Genomic DNA, 15,676 nt, shown 5'->3' with positions numbered 1-15,676 from the left:
TTTATGAAAAATATGAAATACGTACTTTATATCATCACATCTATCCTTTTGATAGGCTTGCTTTCCTTTAACTCAGCAGACGAGCAGCTCCTTCCAACAAAACTACGGATCACGGTAATAGATGGTCTCGGTAACCCTGTAGAGGGCGCCACAGTGACTATCTATGGTAATGAAGCAGACTACAGAAGCTCAGAAAACCCGGTAGATTCGGCCGTTTCTGATAAAAAAGGAAGAGTTACCTTCAAAGAGGTGGAGCCCAAGTCATACTTTTTGGATGCCAGAAAAGACGACATGAATAATAATGGAGAGGGTGTGGTCACAGGAGAGCTCGCAGAAGGTAAGCTTAACAAAGTAAATACGGTAATAGAATAGTGAAGAAAAATCAATTACTACTGATTTTCGCTTTAACATTTATAAAGGGGACAGACTCATTTGTCCCCTTTTATTCTTTCCCACTCATTAATCAACCCTCCGAGGTATATGTAGAAGAAGACCTGAAAGGAAGAACCAATTATGAGGTGCTCCGCCTGGCGGATCCGGCTACTGGCCAAATCCCATATGAAATAAGAGAACGAGAAGTTGAATTTTCAAAAGAAATACCTGGCAGGGAAGCCTACTTCAGGCAAAAAAACTTAAGGATATCACAAAGAGAATACCTGCCCGCCGGACCATTTAATGTGGGTGGACGAACCCGGGCAGCAGCCTTTGATGTAAGAGACGAAAAAACCATGGTTTCCGGAGGGGTCTCAGGCGGAATCTGGAAAACGACCAACGGAGGACAGTCCTGGGAGAGAAAATCTGATACCCGAAACAGGAATAGTGTAACCAGCCTTGCGCAGGACACAAGGGCAGGAAAGGAAGATACATGGTATTATGGGACCGGGGAGCTTACCGGCAACTCAGCCCGAAGCCTGGCAGCACCTTACCGGGGAGTTGGCCTGTATAAATCCACCGATAACACCGAGTCCTGGCAACTATTGACCCCTCAGGCTGCTACCGCTCCTCAAAACTTTTTCAATCAACTCCAATACATCTCTGGTATCGAGGTAAATCATACCAATCCGGATGAAGATGAAATACTTGTGGCTGCTTATGGGGGCATTCTGCGTTCCGTAGACGGAGGCACCTTATGGGAAGTAGTTCTTGGACAGGACCTGACCAATTTACCAGAAGACACCGACCTCAACTGCTCAACAGCCCCTTTTCATACTTCTTTAAAGAAAACCAGCTCAGGGCAGTTTTTTGCAGCATTAAGTAGTTTAACCTCAACTTTCAACGGAGATTGTAATCAAGAAGTGCTGGCACAGTCAGCAGGATTTTACTTTTCTCCCAATGGAGAAACCTGGACTGAGATTACTCCTCCGGGTTTTCCATCTTACCATGAAAGAACTGTCATGGGGCTTTCTGCCAGTGAGGAAAAGGCCTATTTCTATACCTTGCAAGCTGTTGCTACCGGAACCGAGCTAATCCAACTATGGAGATTTGACCTGGAAAAATATCTTACAGGCACACCTAATAGTCAGTGTTGGGAAAATTTATCTGGTAACATACCCGCTAAGGGTGGCCAGTTTGGCGACCTGGATACACAGGGAGGATACAATATGGTCATTCAGGGTCACCCTGAAGAAGAAAATGTGATTTTCCTGGGTGGCACAAACCTGTACCGATCCGCTACTGGCTTCATAACCAACAATGCCACAGACTGGATCGGTGGTTATAACCCGTCTAACACCGGAGCGGTATACCCGGACCATTACCCGGATCAGCATTTACTGCTTTTTTATCCCTCAGACCCCAATGAGATGATCTCAGGCAATGATGGTGGCCTGAGAAAGACAACTAACAACTTAGCTGACTCCATCTCCTGGTCCAGCCTGAACCGTGGATACATCACCTCACAGTTTTATACCATTTCCCAACAGCATGATGAAGCCACTGACGCCATTATTGGTGGCATGCAGGATAACGGATCTTACCTGAGGGATGGCGCAGACATAGAAAGCCCCAACTGGACCCGGCTGCTTGGAGGGGACGGTGGTTATGCGGCGATAGCCCCCAACCAGGACCTGTTCTATACCTCCTTTCAGCGAGGGCAGGTATACAGGCTTACGCTAAATGAAAATAAGCAGCTTACATCCTTTGCCCGGGTGGACCCTGTAGGAGCAGGAGAGGATGTATCGGTGCTTTTCATAAACCCTTTTCTCCTGGATCCTGAAAATGCCAACAGAGTTTTCTTCACAGGTGGAGATGTCCTTTGGCGAAATGAAAACATCCTTCAGGTACCTGGAGGCTCCCAAAAACCCACTCAGGTAAACTGGACGGAAATAAACGGATCCAGGGTGAGCAGTGGATTTTATTCTGCCTTAGCCAAGTCCAATAATGGAGATACATTGATTGCAGGAACGTTTGAGGAAACTCCTCGAATTGCTATTGTGTCTCAGGCATCGTCAATCAATCCGGAAGTGAGGTTCCGGTTCCACGATGTCTTCCCTGACAAAGGTCATATATCATGCATCGCAATCAACCCGGAAAATGCCAACCACTTTCTGGTTACATTTTCGAATTACAACATACCTTCAATCTTTATGACTGAAGACGGAGGAGAAAATTTTGAAGACATCAGTGGGAACCTGGAGGAATCGCCTGACGGTATCGGAGCGGGCCCTAGTGTAAGATGGGCAGAGATCATCCCGACCACAGATGGTATTGAATATTTCGCAGGCACAAGTACAGGACTATACTCTACTACCGATCAAAATACAGGTGTATGGACCAGGGAAGCAGAAGAAGTGATCGGAAATGCGGTTATTACAATGCTTGATTACCGTCCTATTGACGGAAGACTTGTTATAGCCAGCCATGGTAGCGGCACATTCAGGACGTTTATTGAAAACAGAAGAGACCTGATCAATCAACCACAACCAGACCCTGACATTGTAGTTACACAAAACTACCCCAACCCTTTTCGCGATGAGACTTATATAGAATTTAACATCCCCAAAGATGGAACGGTAAAAATCGATCTCTTTGACAGTCAGGGGAAGCTGATAAAGAATCTACTTTGGGGGCCACAGTTTGCCGGTACCAGCAGAATCATCTGGGACGGCACCAATACATCCGGAGTACGCGTTAAGCCTGGGGTGTACCACTATGTCATGCATTATAAAAATAAACAGCGCAGCAAACGGATTATTTATAAGCCGTAGTAGCTCAATACTGACTATTTGAAGGTCAGTAAGGCCAATGCATACGCTACCACCATAAACCAGAACTTATAGTTAAGCAGGTCAGGTATTACATTCAGTTGCATTAGCACCAGCGCTAATACAATGATTACAGAGATAAAACGAAGGGTGTTTCTTGTACTTTTGTTCATATCGTGCCGATTATCTAAGTAAATATAAAAAGCTCATATAAGTTGTCAAGAAATTTGAAGATAATTGTGCCATAAATCTCCACCGTATATGGCGACCATCGGAAGTGATATAAAAGAAGCAAAAAGACTGCTGGAGTCAGGGGAACTGGTAGGAATCCCGACAGAGACCGTTTATGGCCTTGCCGGCAATGCTCTTGATGAAAGGGCTATTCTTTCAATATACAAGGTAAAAAACCGACCTAAATTCGATCCACTGATCGCACATACAGATTCGCTAGACAAGATTACAGAGTACGTAGACCATCTGCCGACCAAAGCCCTGCAACTCACCAAAGCTTTCTGGCCCGGACCACTTACTCTGCTTCTGAAGAAAAAACCAAATGTATCTGACCTGCTTACCTCGGGTCTGCCTGACATGGCCGTGCGAATGCCCAGGCACAACTTAACCCTTGAGCTGTTAAAAAACCTGGATTTTCCGCTTGCAGCACCCAGCGCCAATCCTTTTGGCTATGTATCCCCTACCACTGCAAAACATGTGAATGATCAACTGGGAGCAAAAATCCCTTATATTCTGGATGGCGGCACGTGTGAAGTAGGGATAGAGTCTACCATTGTAGGTTTTGATGAAGCGGAAAATCCGATTATCTACCGCCTGGGTGGCAAAAAAACAGAAGACATAGAGGCTGTAGTTGGCCGGGTCAGGCTCAGGCTGAATAAAAGTTCTGATCCTATAGCTCCCGGGATGTTAAAATCCCACTATGCCCCTGGTAAAAAGGTAGTGGTTGGCAAAATAGATTATCTACTCAGGGAATACCAACGCAGAAAAGTTGGCGTTATAAGCTTTTACCGGGAATTCGACGAAATCCCAGTCAAGCACCAGATCATTTTGTCAAAAGATAAAAATCTGGATGAAGCTGCAAGTCGCTTATTTTGGGCTTTGAGGGAAATGGATAGCCTTCAGGTAGACTACATTCTGACAGAACGATTTCCCGATGAAGGGCTTGGAAAAGCCATTAATGATCGCCTGAATCGAGCTGCTGCTCAATAATTAAACAATATGTGCGCTTAGGCTTTGCTTTTTATCCCAGATAAAACAACTTAGCACAAAAATTAACTAACGGAACTAAGCTATTGGTTTGCAACCTATTGCCTTTGTATTAATGTATAGAAGATTTTAGAACAGAGTATCATGAAAACAATAGATGATTTCAATTTCAGGAACCGTAAGGCATTAATCAGAGTGGACTTCAACGTGCCTCTGAACGAAAACCAGAAAGTTACTGACGAAACAAGGATCAAAGCAGCTGTACCTACTATTAAGAAAATAATTGATGAGGGTGGTTCATGTATACTCATGAGTCATTTGGGCAGACCAAAAAGTGGTCCTGAGGACAAATTTTCTCTCAGACACATCATACCAAACCTTAGTGATAAATTAGGCGTTCAGGTGCAATTTGCGGATGATTGTGTAGGGGAAGATGCACAGGAAAAATCCAAAAACCTTGGAAATGGGGAGGTTCTTCTCCTTGAGAATGTCAGATTCTATGCTGAGGAAACTAAAGGAGATGAAGCATTTGCTGAAAAACTGGCGGCACTTGGTGATATCTATGTAAATGATGCCTTCGGTACTGCACACAGAGCTCACGCTTCTACAACCATCGCTGCAAAGTTTTTTAATGACAAATGCTGTGGCTATGTCATGAAGCATGAGCTTGAAAATGCCAGGAAGGTTTTAGGCAGCCCTAACCGCCCTTTCACGGCCATTATGGGTGGAGCAAAAGTCTCGGATAAGATATTGATCATCGACCGCTTGCTGGATGTAGCTGATAACCTGATCATTGGTGGAGGTATGTCCTACACATTCTCCAAAGCCAGGGGTGGGAAGATAGGTCAGTCTCTTCTTGAAGCTGATAAAATGGATCTCACTAAAGAGTTGGAAGCTAAAGCTAAAGAAAAAGGTGTTAACCTGATCCTTCCGGTAGATACGGTCATAGCCGATGACTTCAATAAGGACGCAAAGAAAGAAACCGTGAAGGCCGGTGAAATCCCTGATGACTGGCAGGGACTTGATATTGGTCCGGAATCAGTAAAACTTTTTGCTGAGACCATTGAAAACTCCAAAACCATCTTATGGAACGGCCCGATGGGTGTTTTTGAATTCCCTGCATTTGCAGTAGGTACTGAAGCTATAGCCAAGTCAGTAGTCAAAGCCACAGAAAAAGGAGGTTTTTCATTGATTGGAGGTGGAGACTCGGCTTCTGCTGTAAACAACCTCGGATATGGTGATAAGGTATCCTATGTATCTACCGGTGGCGGGGCGCTGCTGGAGTATATGGAAGGAAAAGTTTTGCCAGGAGTAGCAGCCCTGGAAGAATAAAACAAACCAGACTTTATTGAGGATTGTCTGGAGGAGTGGATGAGAATTCCACTCCTTTTTTTTGCCTGATACTCAACCTGTTGATTGTCGCACTTAACCGAATAAAAGATTAAGCTAAACCTTCAGCCAGCATTGTTCAGGTCTGAAAAACCCCGTAACTATCTGACATTGAATTGATAAAAAAGGACTTAACACATAGGATGTTTTTCCTTTAGAACAAAAAATAACTACTTTTGAATAAATTCAGACCGCTATGGAAGAGTGGAAAGTCTGGGAAAGCGAGGAGATTCGAAACAAATTTCTCATCAGCAACCAGGGAGAAGTTAAGTCCCTTTATTTCGATCCTCCCAAGCTTCTCAAACATTACAAAAATATGGGATACAGGGCCATCCCTACCAGAAAAAAGGATGGCAAAAACACATTGATCTACGTTCATAAGATAGTAGCCAAGCTTTTTGTGTCCAATCCTGATAATCATTCCCACATCATTTTTCTGGATGAAAACAAGGGGAATCCAGCAGCTAGCAATCTAAAATGGGTAAACAAAGACGATTTTAAATCTTACATGAGTAAGTTTCATAAATCTGCCTATACGTATAACAAAGAGTTTACCCCAAATAACAAGCTGACGAGGACTCAGGTAGCAGTGATCAAAAAGATGATGGCAGACCCTAACCGAAAAACCAGGGTGAAGATGATAGCCAAGCAGTTTGGAGTCACAGTAGGTACTATTTTCAGCATTAAGCGAGGGGACTCGTGGAAGCACGTGAAGCCGGCGGGAGGCAAAGTCAAATCTTCATAAATTGTTCCTTTTCATTAAGGGTGATCTCATGACGATCCATAAGGAGTCGCAGACTTAATATCAAATCCCCTGATTGAAGCTTTGTAAATGCTTCTGCCAGCTCACTCTCTGTTTTAGGACCACTCTCAATGTAGTCTAAAACCTGCTTTAAGGGCAGCCCTTCCCTTTTGCGGGACCGCGAAAGGCAGACATCACATGTCCCACAGTCGCTATAGGTAACCTCCCCAAAATAGTTTTGAATAAACCTGGTTCGGCATTTCAGTGTATTCACCACATAATCTTTTACCCAGGCTACCTTCTCCAGGGTAACTTTTCTCCGCCATTCGATCTGTTTCTTATCTATGGGGAGGTTATTGATGTCATAGCGCGGAGTTAAGAAAATGATTTTTGGGCGATCACTGCTATGCTGATAGTCCACCACCTCAGACTGATGCAAAAACTCCAGCTGCTTCACCGCAACAGAAACTGGTTCTTTTAACAGGTCAGCCACCTCTTTTTCCCTGATTTGAACATATCCGGAAAAAAGCTCACCTCCATATAAGCGCATTAGTGTCTTAATCACCGGATCCATGGATCTATTAGCCACCTGATACCTGTACACTTCTTCCTGCTGCATTAAAAACATAACCCGGGAAGGCTCCCGGAAAGAATCATTCAATTGGATCAGCCCTTCATCGGCCAGCTTGTTCAGCGCATAAAAAGTTTCTACAGTCGGCAGATCAAAATTTTGGACAAATGCCTGATAGTCAAAATCAAAACTCGAATAGGCATTACTACCCACCGCTAATTTGTAATAGTTGGCTAGAGCCTGGTAGACCCGTTTCATAAAATCCACAGTCACAGTAGACCGCTCAGCCCTGGCCCCCAGGTTCAGAAGGTCTTCCTGGTGAAAAAGCTGGACAGCAAAAGCCTTTTTCTCATCCCGTCCTGCTCTGCCGGCTTCCTGATAGTAAGCCTCCAAAGAATCAGGCAAATCGTAATGAATGACTGTCCGTACATCCGGTTTATCTATTCCCATACCAAATGCATTAGTAGCTACTATCACACGTATGTCACCTGCTATCCAGCGATCTTGCTTCAAAGCCCTGGTCTCCCCGGCCAGACCTGCATGATAATAATCTGCATTTAGGCGGTGGCGATTCAGAAAATCTGCAATCCCTTTTGTTTGCTTTCTGCTCCTTACATAAACGATACTGCTGCCGGGTACATTTTTAAGGATCTCCAGCATCTTTTGCTCTTTCTGCTCCAGCTCAAAGACCGAATAGGAAAGGTTAGGCCGGGAAAAACTTTTCTCAAAAATACTGGCATCCTCCATCCCAAGCTTTTCCAGTATGTCCTGACGTACCTCTTTAGTAGCTGAAGCAGTAAGAGCCATGGTTCGGGGTATGGAAAACTCCTCAAGAAACTGCTTAATCTCCAGGTAGGAAGGCCTGAAATCGTAACCCCATTGTGAAATACAGTGAGCCTCGTCAATGGCTACCAGGCTGACATTCATTTGCCTGACACGATCCCTGAAAAGGTCTGTCTTCAAGCGTTCAGGGGATACATACAGAAATTTTACGCTTCCGTATACACAGTTATCCAGCAGGATATCAATTTCTTTTTTAGACATCCCTGAGTACACCGCCACAGCTTTAATATTGCGTCGCTTTAGCTGCTCTACCTGATCTTTCATCAAAGCAATGAGTGGAGATATCACAATACAGACTCCCTCAAGGCATAAGGAAGGAACCTGAAAGCAAATGGACTTGCCGCCCCCGGTCGGCAGCAGTGCCAGTGTGGGGGACCCCTTCAAAACAGAGCCAATAATATCCTCCTGCAAAGGCCTGAAAGACTCATACCCCCAGTATTGTTTCAGTATGGAAATTGGCTCATTCATTAATTTTAATCACCATTTGATTGGTTCCTTATTTAAAAATGCAGCTATCCCCTTCTGACAATCCCCGGTGGCCCGGGCTCTGGCATTGGTTTCAGACGCCAGATTTAAAGCTTCCTCTAATTTTGAATTCTGCACCTCCTTGATCAATTTTTTGGTAAGCCTCATGGAAGCTCCCGAGTTATTTTGAATAAGGCTGTCTGCCAACTTATTGACTTCCTCATCCAGCAGGTCTGCCGAACACACTTTATGGATCATGCCTATCGTTTGTGCTTCAGACGCACCGATCAGGTCTCCTGAAAGAAGTAATTCCGAAGCTCTTGATTCGCCAATTTTGCGAATCAGGAAAAGCATAACCATGGCCGGCACAAAACCGATCCGAACCTCAGAATAACCAAACTTTGCTTCTTCCGCGGCATAGATGAAATCACAAACTGTGGCCAGACCGCAACCTCCGGCAATCGCATGACCCTGTACCTGAGCAATTACAGGCTTAGAGTGATTATAGATCTGCAGTAGAAGTTCTTTCAGGTGATTTGAATCTTCCAGGTTTTCCTCAAAAGAAAAGTTTTGGAGGTTTTGCAAATAAGCCAGGTCAGCTCCCGCACAAAACGCCTTTCCTTTGCCCTTAAGGATAATCACCTTTACCTGCTCCTCCTGCTCGGCTCGCTTAAAGGCCTCCTTCAGCTCTGTAACAAGCTCGGCACTGAGCGCATTCCTTTTTTCAGGTCTATTGAGTGTGATTACAGCTTTACGGGAAGCTGTTGTCTCATAGTCGATTAAATCCATTTTATAAGGTTGTGTTGTTTAAATCCAATTCCCAAAATCCATCCTGAGTCAAACTATGCACTTTTACTCCTTTTGCTTCCATAACTTCTCTCAGGTCGTCGATTTCATAATAGCTAAGCTCTGTCCCAAGCAACAGCACCCTGGTATCCAACCATTTCAGCGATTTCCACCAGGGAGCCGTCAAATAAACGATATCCGCCTTAAGTTGGCCTTCAAAACTTCCTGAAGGCACCTCATTTGCAACCAGAATCCGATACCCTTGCCAACAGATCAGATCAAAATAATCTATATTTTTGACTAAACCGGATCGATCGAAACGACCCCAGGTATCTTCTGCTTTTGGCAAGCCATTGGCTATCCTGTTGGGGTCTATCTGATAATGCAGGACTTCCTCCAGGTCTTCGCCGCTCTTGGCTAATAGTAACTGCGCATTCCTTCCATTCACCAGGTCTATGGCTACATTATCATCTATTTCATAAAAAACAATTTTCTTTTGTGTATGACTTTCAAATTCTGTTTTTAGTCCCAAGACAGAGAAACCAATAAAGCATAGAAATGCACCTGCCAAAGCACTGAAACTTTGTCTGCCAAAAGCATATATCAGCAATCCCATAATCGCATAAATCAATAGTACCTCCGCTTTGTCAATATAAAGCCAATCAAAAAGTGGATAGGGCAATACCTTCAGCAAACCAATCCCTTCATTAACTCCCCAGATAAACCACTGAAGTAAAAAGCCTAAAAAACTACCTAATGTGGAAGAAAGAGCTCCCAAAGTAAGCATTAACAGACCGGCAGACAGGCTCAAAAGTGCTGCTGGTATCACTAAAAGATTAGAAACCAAAAAGTATGTCGGGAATTGGTTAAAATAATATAAAGCCAGCGGAAATGTAGCTAACTGCGCCACGATAGAAACACAAGTGATAGACCAGATATAATCTCCTGCTTTGGTTCTGGCTTCATATTTTCTATACAACCAGGGATGCAGGATCACTATGCCAAAGACTGCCACAAACGATAATTGAAACCCTACAGAATAGATCATATACGGATCATACAAGATCAGCAAAAATGCAGCTATTCCCAGTGAATTGTAAATATTAGCTTTTCTGTTAAATGCTTCTGATACAATCACTACACTAAACATGGTAGCAGCGCGCATTACAGATGGAGAAAATCCCGTAATCAAAGCGTACATCCAGATGACACTCAGAGAAACGCTAACAAACAAAAAACGGCCGACTTTCTTATTTCTAAGCGGCCTGAAAAGGATCAAGAGAATGTAGTAAATAATACCTACATGCAGCCCTGACACGGCCAAAACATGCATGGCTCCTGCCGAAGCATAAGCTTCCTTCAGTTCATTATCCAACTGGTCCTTAATCCCAAGCAACAATGCCGACAGAATGGCTCTTTCTCTGTCCATGGTGATGTATTGCTGAAGCAAGCCACCGGCATATTTTCTTACCCCATAAGCCCATTTAAAAAGAATGTTAGGCGGATCAAAATCAATAATCCTGATTTCGTCAGCGTTTGCGAATGCATGTCCGAATATATTTTTGGTTTCAAGGTAGGCCTTGTAATCAAACTCGTGAGGATTTTTAGGTGACCCGACTTCAAAATAGTTATTCTTCACCGCCAAAACACTACCATAATCCAGCACCAGTGCCCCACTGTCTTTTCTTACATACAAATATAAGTCTCCGGAAACCTCAGAAATGCCTTCAGCAGTCTTGATTTGATGCAACCCAACTTTATACCGATTATAGTTCTTTTTCTCTGTAGCATCAGAAATAACAGTAGCTGTGAAGCCCTCTGCATAAAAATGAGAATAATGATCCGGATTCAGGCGGTCATCATTGAGATGGGCTAACACACCTCCCAAATAACCAATGAACGCGAAAGTAATCAGGCTGTGTACCAATCGGATTCTCAGAAACCCCCAACTAATCAGAAAAACAAAAAAGAATGTACCGGCAAGATACAGGTGATTCTGCCAAAGCAAAGGATACTCCTCCCGGGCCAATGTACCTATGATTAAGAAAAAAGAAACACGTATAAACGGAAAGGCGCTCCACTTAAACATATTAAAATCGTTGCTTGCTACAAGGTGATAAAAAAATCCTTAACAAGCAATGCACATTTCACAATTGGCGGTACATTAAATAGTGCAAAATATTGCATTCCGGAAATTGGTCTCCTTTTTTTCGAAAACCAAACTTTTCGTATAGAGGAACAGCAGGTAGCTGTGCATGCAGGTACAAATAAGCCCCATCGTTTCCCTGATTTTTTATATCGCCTATCACAGCCTTTACCAAGGAAGCGCCAATGCCCTGTCCACGAGCAGATTTTTTCACCGCAAATCTTTCCAGCTTGATGCCTTTTTCGGTTTTTCGCCATCTGGCTGCTCCCAGTGGCTGACCAGCGTCATCTACAGCTACAAAATGCCTGCTATCGGACTCAAACTCGTCAAACTCCTCATCGGTATCTACTTCCTGCTCCACCACGAAGACCTCACGGCGGACCGTAAATGCTTTCTCCTTCAGCTCATCTGTATCTGCCAGGCACACGCTACTACTCATTACTCTCCTGCTGATGCTTGTTATAAGCCCTCACGATATCCTTCACAAGTTTGTGACGGACTACATCCTTTTCGTCCAGCTCTACAAACCCAATGTCTTTGACATCTTTTAGTACATTGACTGCCTCTATCAGCCCGGATTTTACCTTCCTTGGCAGATCTATCTGAGAGCGGTCACCTGTGATGATCACCTTGGACTCCGGCCCCATCCTGGTCAAAAACATTTTGATCTGCATAGGAGTGGTATTTTGGGCCTCATCAAGAAGGATGAAGGCATTGTTGAGGGTGCGTCCTCTCATGTAAGCCAACGGAGCTATTTCAATCACTCCGTTTTCGCGATAATACCTTAGCTTTTCAGAAGGGATCATATCGTTTAAGGCATCATAAATAGGACGCAAATAAGGATCAATCTTTTCTTTGAGATCCCCCGGTAAAAATCCAAGATTTTCACCGGCTTCTACCGCTGGCCGGGTAATGATGATCTTTTTAACCTCCTTGTTTTTCAAAGCCCGTACTGCCATAGCTACCGAAATGTACGTCTTACCCGTACCTGCAGGGCCTATGGCAAAAACCAGATCATTTTTCTCGACCGAGTCTACAAGTGTTTTTTGATTTTTGGTCTTAGGTGCAATCTTAAACCCCCGGGTACCGAAAACCAGTATATCATCAGCTCCTGTATGATGGGCATGCTGTTCCTCGTTAATATATGAAACGACATTTTCATGCGTCACCTTGCCAAACTTATTGTAGTGGTTCAGAAGCGAATTGAGAATATCGTTGATTTTTAGAATTTGAGGAGCCGTACCTTGTATACGTATCTCATTACCTCTGGAAATAATCTTGCTTTCAGGAAAAGCAGATGAAATTTCCTTAATGTTCTGATTTTCAATCCCCAGGAAATCAATCAGGGAGATATTTTCAAGCGTAATTACTTTTTCTAGCAAATGAGTGTGTGATTTATATATTTTTTATTTTACTCAATTAAAACGGTTAAAACAGAACATCGGCTCTTTGTTTGCCGAAAGCGCTCTTGTATAGGTTTTTCTTGCTTTTAGAATTTATATTTTTGCCTCAAAATAAAAAATATTTCTGTAGCTACTATGGCTGTTGTCACATTTATGTCTGATTTCGGAGCGGAAGACCACTACGTAGCTGCAGTGAAGGCTGCTATCATCCGGTCAAACCCGAGCCTGAACATTATAGACATCAGTCATCATATAAACCCTTCTGATATCGGTCATGGTTCATACGTTTTAAAAAATGTATTCAGAGACTTCCCCGAAGGAACCGTACACCTTTGTGCCCTTGATGTAACTACACGAGAACCATCCAAACTTGTTGCTATCCAGCTGGAGCAACATTATTTTGTTGGGCCGGACAGTGGATTATTCAGTCTTTTAAGTGATCAAAACCCTACGATCATGGTTGAGTTAAATGCAGTCAATCCCATCCGGACGACCTTTGAAGCCAAAGACATTCTGGCTCCGGTGGCAGCAGACCTCGCCGGTGGGAAAAAAATTCAGGAGCTTGGAAAGCCATTAGAAGCGATACAAACCAGATACGCCCGACAGCTTAAAGCTACCAAAAGGGAGATGGTAGGCAATGTGATCCGTGTGGACCATTATGGCAACCTGATCACTAACATTTTAAAAACGGAATTTGAGGCCATCATGAAGATAAATGGTAACTCACCTTATGAAATATGCTTTGGGCGGGAGCGCGCTTCCGGCTTTCAACAATCTTTTCATGAGGTAGAGTCCGGAGAATACTTTATTCTCTTTAATTCCTCCGGATATTTACAGATCGGCATCAACAAAGGAAATGCTTCTGAATTATTGGGTCTGGGGCTGGATACACCCGTAATCATAAACTTTCAGGTATGATCAAAAGGATAGTACGCATGACTTTTCAAGAAGGTAAAACCGAAGAATTTGAAGGGATCTTCCAAAGCTCTAAGGAAAAAATACGTGCTTTTGAAGGATGTAAATATCTTTCTCTCCACAAGGACTACCACCACCCAAATGTGTATTACACCCTGAGCCACTGGCAGAGTCAACCCGACCTGGATAACTACAGGAACTCAGAGTTATTCAAGAAAACCTGGGCAAAAACCAAAGTCCTTTTCTCAAAAAAACCAATGGCATTTTCGCTTTCTGAAATAGAAGAACTACAGTAATTAGATGTTTTAACGAAGGATTCTGAGCATTCACCGATAAAAGATTTCTAATGCTGCTGAGATCGTTACTTTTACATTCAGAACTTGGCCAATAGGTCATTATTCCATAGCTGGTTGTGGTCCCTCGTTTTCCCTTACGAGGGATCTTTTTTTATAGGCTATCAGTTTTAATCAATGGCCTGTACAGGTAGCAGCGCCATCAAACAGGAAATTTTCATTCTGACCTATGTTGCCATATGTCAGCACAAAAGGCTTAAAAAATGAATCATCCATATGAACTTTAATGCTGCCATTCATCTCCTGAAGCATTAAATAGTCCAATACCGAGCCATCTTCCAGGGTTACCTGATCAAGGACGGTTTCACTCTTGCCGGTAGCTCCGTCAACATCGTTCAGCTTATAAGCGAGCTCTCCCACCTCTTCGATAGACCCAAAATGCAAATGAGCAGGATGCGCAAATCCTGCCGCGGTATTTTGTAGCTGTATGGTGATTTTTACCTTACCAGGTCCTAATTCAGTGACCGTAGCAGTACCATTTATCCGCGTCTGGGTAGCCCGGTGTAACAAATAGGTTTGCTCTCTTATAATATTTTCCGGCTCTTCATTAGTACTGCAGGCTAAGGTAATTAATGCCAGGAGGGAGAAAATAACTTGTTTCATGTCATTGCTGTATGTATCAATAAAAGTAACGACGAATTACTAAAAATGATTTCCTGCCCATGGAAAATACAATTTTAAGCTTAATTATTTCCGTTACACATTAATATTTTATAACTTTTGGCTTAACCTAAATCATTATGCATTATGAAAACAACTTTAAGAATCAGTGCTTTTGCACTCATGCTCACCATTGTAGCTGCTTGCCAGGAGCAAGACAGTAAAGTACAGCCAGAGTTACAGGATGTTCCAGGCGAAATACTGGACAAAATTGAAGCCCTTGGATTCAACTCTAACGAAGTGAAAATGTACAATGATATCCTCTTTATAGAAGGTGATATCAGCATTACAGTAGACCAGCTTCATCAACTTCAGCCGGGCAGGCAGATTCCGGAGGAAGAACATTACCATACGGACAATCTGGTTACCGGCACGCCAAGAACCATCAATGTCTATGTCAACATGGCTCAAAAGTATAAAGATGCCACTGACATTGCCATCGACAGATACAATGGCGAAAACCTAAACCTTACATTTCAACAGGTAAGTAGTTCAGGTTCTGCAGATATTGTGATTCAGGCTTCACCATGGTACTATTACTGGTTCGGGATTTTGGGTTCTGCCGGATTCCCTACTTCCAATGGAGATCCCCATGGCCAGATTCTTATGACAACCCAATACTATGATGGCGTCAGTAATATCAACGGGCTGGCTACTACTATTGCTCATGAAATGGGGCACTGTATCGGTTTCCGCCACACAGACTATATGGACAGAAGCTATAGCTGTGGTGGCTCTCCGAATGATGAAGGAGATGGAGGTGTAGGAGCCAATCACATTCCTGACACTCCTACCGGCCCGGATGCCGACTCATGGATGCTGGCATGTGGCGACCCTGAAGGAGACCGGCCATTTACCTCAAATGACCAGATTGCGTTAGGCTATCTTTATTAAAGAGAGCAACAAAAGCCCTTCACACACCTCGTGAAGGGTTTTTTATTTCCCAGCTTGCCATATGTGGGGTTGATATGGTTCACCAGAT

General features: G+C 43.5%; 15 protein-coding genes. 8 read left to right on the top strand and 7 right to left on the bottom strand.

Going from position 1 to position 15,676, the window contains the following annotated elements:
• The first annotated feature begins 12 nt into the window (after positions 1 to 12).
• Both AC3E9V_RS03130 and AC3E9V_RS03125 read left to right on the top strand, forming a co-directional pair.
• Positions 13 to 372, top strand: coding sequence for a carboxypeptidase-like regulatory domain-containing protein (locus tag AC3E9V_RS03130; RefSeq protein ID WP_488751730.1), 360 nt, complete (start codon positions 13 to 15; stop codon positions 370 to 372).
• Positions 372 to 3,206 carry a FlgD immunoglobulin-like domain containing protein gene (locus AC3E9V_RS03125; protein WP_488751729.1) on the top strand — a complete coding sequence of 945 codons (2,835 nt, stop codon included), beginning with the start codon at positions 372 to 374 and terminating at the stop codon, positions 3,204 to 3,206. Before AC3E9V_RS03130 ends, AC3E9V_RS03125 begins: the two co-directional genes overlap by 1 nt.
• Positions 3,207 to 3,220: 14 nt before the next feature.
• Here the strand turns inward: AC3E9V_RS03125 and AC3E9V_RS03120 are convergent, their stop codons facing one another.
• Complete coding sequence (locus AC3E9V_RS03120; protein ID WP_488751728.1) at positions 3,221 to 3,376, bottom strand: hypothetical protein; 156 nt, start codon at positions 3,374 to 3,376, stop codon at positions 3,221 to 3,223.
• A gap of 88 nt (positions 3,377 to 3,464) precedes the next feature.
• Here AC3E9V_RS03120 and AC3E9V_RS03115 point away from each other — a divergent pair, with 88 nt between their 5' ends.
• From AC3E9V_RS03115 to AC3E9V_RS03105, 3 genes are all read left to right on the top strand, one after another.
• Positions 3,465 to 4,424 carry an L-threonylcarbamoyladenylate synthase gene (locus AC3E9V_RS03115; protein ID WP_488751727.1) on the top strand — a complete coding sequence of 320 codons (960 nt, stop codon included), beginning with the start codon at positions 3,465 to 3,467 and terminating at the stop codon, positions 4,422 to 4,424.
• A 141-nt stretch (positions 4,425 to 4,565) separates the two neighbouring features.
• A complete protein-coding gene (locus tag AC3E9V_RS03110; protein ID WP_488751726.1) occupies positions 4,566 to 5,753 on the top strand; it encodes a phosphoglycerate kinase in 1,188 nt (395 codons plus the stop codon).
• A 253-nt stretch (positions 5,754 to 6,006) separates the two neighbouring features.
• Positions 6,007 to 6,555: a hypothetical protein gene (locus AC3E9V_RS03105; protein WP_488751725.1), complete on the top strand. Its 549-nt coding sequence runs from the start codon at positions 6,007 to 6,009 to the stop codon at positions 6,553 to 6,555.
• Here the strand turns inward: AC3E9V_RS03105 and AC3E9V_RS03100 are convergent.
• Genes AC3E9V_RS03100 through AC3E9V_RS03080 form a run of 5 tightly spaced genes read right to left on the bottom strand, consistent with a single transcriptional unit; the run spans position 6,542 to position 12,745 of the window.
• Positions 6,542 to 8,434: a RecQ family ATP-dependent DNA helicase gene (locus AC3E9V_RS03100; protein WP_488751724.1), complete on the bottom strand. Its 1,893-nt coding sequence runs from the start codon at positions 8,432 to 8,434 to the stop codon at positions 6,542 to 6,544. The genes AC3E9V_RS03105 and AC3E9V_RS03100 overlap by 14 nt on opposite strands.
• A 9-nt stretch (positions 8,435 to 8,443) precedes the next feature.
• Positions 8,444 to 9,220, bottom strand: coding sequence for an enoyl-CoA hydratase/isomerase family protein (locus tag AC3E9V_RS03095; protein ID WP_488751723.1), 777 nt, complete (start codon positions 9,218 to 9,220; stop codon positions 8,444 to 8,446).
• A 1-nt stretch (position 9,221) separates the two neighbouring features.
• Positions 9,222 to 11,306: a ComEC/Rec2 family competence protein gene (locus AC3E9V_RS03090; protein ID WP_488751722.1), complete on the bottom strand. Its 2,085-nt coding sequence runs from the start codon at positions 11,304 to 11,306 to the stop codon at positions 9,222 to 9,224.
• A 58-nt stretch (positions 11,307 to 11,364) separates the two neighbouring features.
• Positions 11,365 to 11,802, bottom strand: coding sequence for a GNAT family N-acetyltransferase (locus AC3E9V_RS03085; RefSeq protein WP_488751721.1), 438 nt, complete (start codon positions 11,800 to 11,802; stop codon positions 11,365 to 11,367).
• A complete protein-coding gene (locus tag AC3E9V_RS03080; protein ID WP_488751720.1) occupies positions 11,795 to 12,745 on the bottom strand; it encodes a PhoH family protein in 951 nt (316 codons plus the stop codon). Before AC3E9V_RS03080 ends, AC3E9V_RS03085 begins: the two co-directional genes overlap by 8 nt.
• 156 nt (positions 12,746 to 12,901) lie before the next feature.
• Here AC3E9V_RS03080 and AC3E9V_RS03075 point away from each other — a divergent pair, with 156 nt between their 5' ends.
• The gene (locus tag AC3E9V_RS03075; protein ID WP_488751719.1) at positions 12,902 to 13,684 is read left to right on the top strand and encodes an SAM hydrolase/SAM-dependent halogenase family protein; all 783 of its coding nucleotides are present in this window, start codon (positions 12,902 to 12,904) and stop codon (positions 13,682 to 13,684) included.
• Positions 13,681 to 13,977 (top strand): putative quinol monooxygenase, encoded by a 297-nt coding sequence (locus AC3E9V_RS03070; protein ID WP_488751718.1) that lies wholly within the window; start codon positions 13,681 to 13,683, stop codon positions 13,975 to 13,977. The genes AC3E9V_RS03075 and AC3E9V_RS03070 overlap by 4 nt, the downstream gene beginning before the upstream one ends.
• A 171-nt stretch (positions 13,978 to 14,148) precedes the next feature.
• On the opposite strand, the gene AC3E9V_RS03065 is transcribed toward AC3E9V_RS03070, so the two are convergent.
• Positions 14,149 to 14,637: a hypothetical protein gene (locus AC3E9V_RS03065; RefSeq protein ID WP_488751717.1), complete on the bottom strand. Its 489-nt coding sequence runs from the start codon at positions 14,635 to 14,637 to the stop codon at positions 14,149 to 14,151.
• Positions 14,638 to 14,781: 144 nt separating this feature from the next.
• Here AC3E9V_RS03065 and AC3E9V_RS03060 point away from each other — a divergent pair, with 144 nt between their 5' ends.
• Positions 14,782 to 15,588 (top strand): M57 family metalloprotease, encoded by an 807-nt coding sequence (locus tag AC3E9V_RS03060; RefSeq protein ID WP_488751716.1) that lies wholly within the window; start codon positions 14,782 to 14,784, stop codon positions 15,586 to 15,588.
• The last annotated feature ends 88 nt before the right edge of the window (positions 15,589 to 15,676 follow it).

The sequence above is a fragment of the Marinoscillum sp. HNIBRBA16962 genome (assembly GCF_057801515.1).
The sequence above is the reverse complement of the archived record's forward strand: the minus strand, read 5'-3'. Positions and strand labels throughout refer to the sequence as shown.

Excerpts from the sequence above, each read along its gene's own strand:
- AC3E9V_RS03070 (WP_488751718.1), top strand. The coding sequence starts at position 13,681 with ATGATCAAAAGGATAGTACGCATGACTTTTCAAGAAGGTAAAACCGAA.
- AC3E9V_RS03115 (WP_488751727.1), top strand. The coding sequence starts at position 3,465 with ATGGCGACCATCGGAAGTGATATAAAAGAAGCAAAAAGACTGCTGGAG.
- AC3E9V_RS03060 (WP_488751716.1), top strand. The coding sequence starts at position 14,782 with ATGAAAACAACTTTAAGAATCAGTGCTTTTGCACTCATGCTCACCATT.
- AC3E9V_RS03120 (WP_488751728.1), bottom strand. The coding sequence starts at position 3,376 with ATGAACAAAAGTACAAGAAACACCCTTCGTTTTATCTCTGTAATCATT.
- AC3E9V_RS03090 (WP_488751722.1), bottom strand. The coding sequence starts at position 11,306 with ATGTTTAAGTGGAGCGCCTTTCCGTTTATACGTGTTTCTTTTTTCTTA.
- AC3E9V_RS03110 (WP_488751726.1), top strand. The coding sequence starts at position 4,566 with ATGAAAACAATAGATGATTTCAATTTCAGGAACCGTAAGGCATTAATC.
- AC3E9V_RS03105 (WP_488751725.1), top strand. The coding sequence starts at position 6,007 with ATGGAAGAGTGGAAAGTCTGGGAAAGCGAGGAGATTCGAAACAAATTT.
- AC3E9V_RS03065 (WP_488751717.1), bottom strand. The coding sequence starts at position 14,637 with ATGAAACAAGTTATTTTCTCCCTCCTGGCATTAATTACCTTAGCCTGC.
- AC3E9V_RS03095 (WP_488751723.1), bottom strand. The coding sequence starts at position 9,220 with ATGGATTTAATCGACTATGAGACAACAGCTTCCCGTAAAGCTGTAATC.
- AC3E9V_RS03075 (WP_488751719.1), top strand. The coding sequence starts at position 12,902 with ATGGCTGTTGTCACATTTATGTCTGATTTCGGAGCGGAAGACCACTAC.
- AC3E9V_RS03130 (WP_488751730.1), top strand. The coding sequence starts at position 13 with ATGAAATACGTACTTTATATCATCACATCTATCCTTTTGATAGGCTTG.
- AC3E9V_RS03100 (WP_488751724.1), bottom strand. The coding sequence starts at position 8,434 with ATGAATGAGCCAATTTCCATACTGAAACAATACTGGGGGTATGAGTCT.
- AC3E9V_RS03085 (WP_488751721.1), bottom strand. The coding sequence starts at position 11,802 with ATGAGTAGTAGCGTGTGCCTGGCAGATACAGATGAGCTGAAGGAGAAA.